Origin of the sequence: Streptomyces katrae (genome assembly GCF_000966975.1) — a bacterium.
GTDB lineage: Bacteria > Actinomycetota > Actinomycetes > Streptomycetales > Streptomycetaceae > Streptomyces > Streptomyces katrae.
Map to the genome: position 1 here is coordinate 1 of NZ_JZWV01001731.1, position 693 is coordinate 693.

General features: G+C 76.8%; 1 protein-coding gene. It reads left to right on the top strand.

Features of this window, described 5'->3' with window-relative positions:
* Nucleotides 1-693, top strand: a 693-nt coding sequence (locus tag VR44_RS40350) for an acyl carrier protein (protein ID WP_045952677.1), incomplete at both ends; no start/stop codon positions are given.

Here is a 693-nt window from a genome sequence, read left to right on the forward strand (position 1 = left end):
CCCTCGACCTGCGCACCCTGCGCCGGCAGAGCCGGATCCCGGCCCTGCTGCGCGGCCTGGTGCCCGCGCCGCGCCACCGGACCGCCGCGGCCGTCTCCGGTGCCGCCGCCCAGGGCGGCTCGGCCTGGGCGGACCGGCTGGCCGGCCTGCCGGTCGCCGAGCAGCGGTCGATCATGTCCGACCTGGTGGGAGCCCAGGCGGCGCTGGTGCTGGGGCACAGCGACGCGGCCGCAGTGTCGCCCGAACGGGCCTTCCGCGAGCTGGGCTTCGACTCCCTGACCGCGGTCGAGTTCCGCAACGCGCTGATCGCGCAGACCGGGATCCGGCTGCCGGCCACCCTCGTCTTCGACCACCCCACGCCGGCGGCGCTCGCCGAGTTCCTGCGGACCGAGCTGGTGGGGGAGGACCCCACCGGTGCGGGTGCGGAGCCGACGCCCCCGGCCGGGACGGCGGACGACGAGCCGATCGCCATCATCGGCATGAGCTGCCGCTACCCGGGCGGCGTCGAAACCCCCGAGGACCTGTGGCGGCTGGTCGCCGACGGCCGGGACGGCATCACCGCCTTCCCCGGCAACCGGGGCTGGGACCTCGACCGCCTCTTCGACCCGGACCCGGACCACCCGGGGACCTCGTACGCGGACCAGGGCGGGTTCCTGCACGGCGCGGCGGAGTTCGACGCGGGCTTCTTCGGCG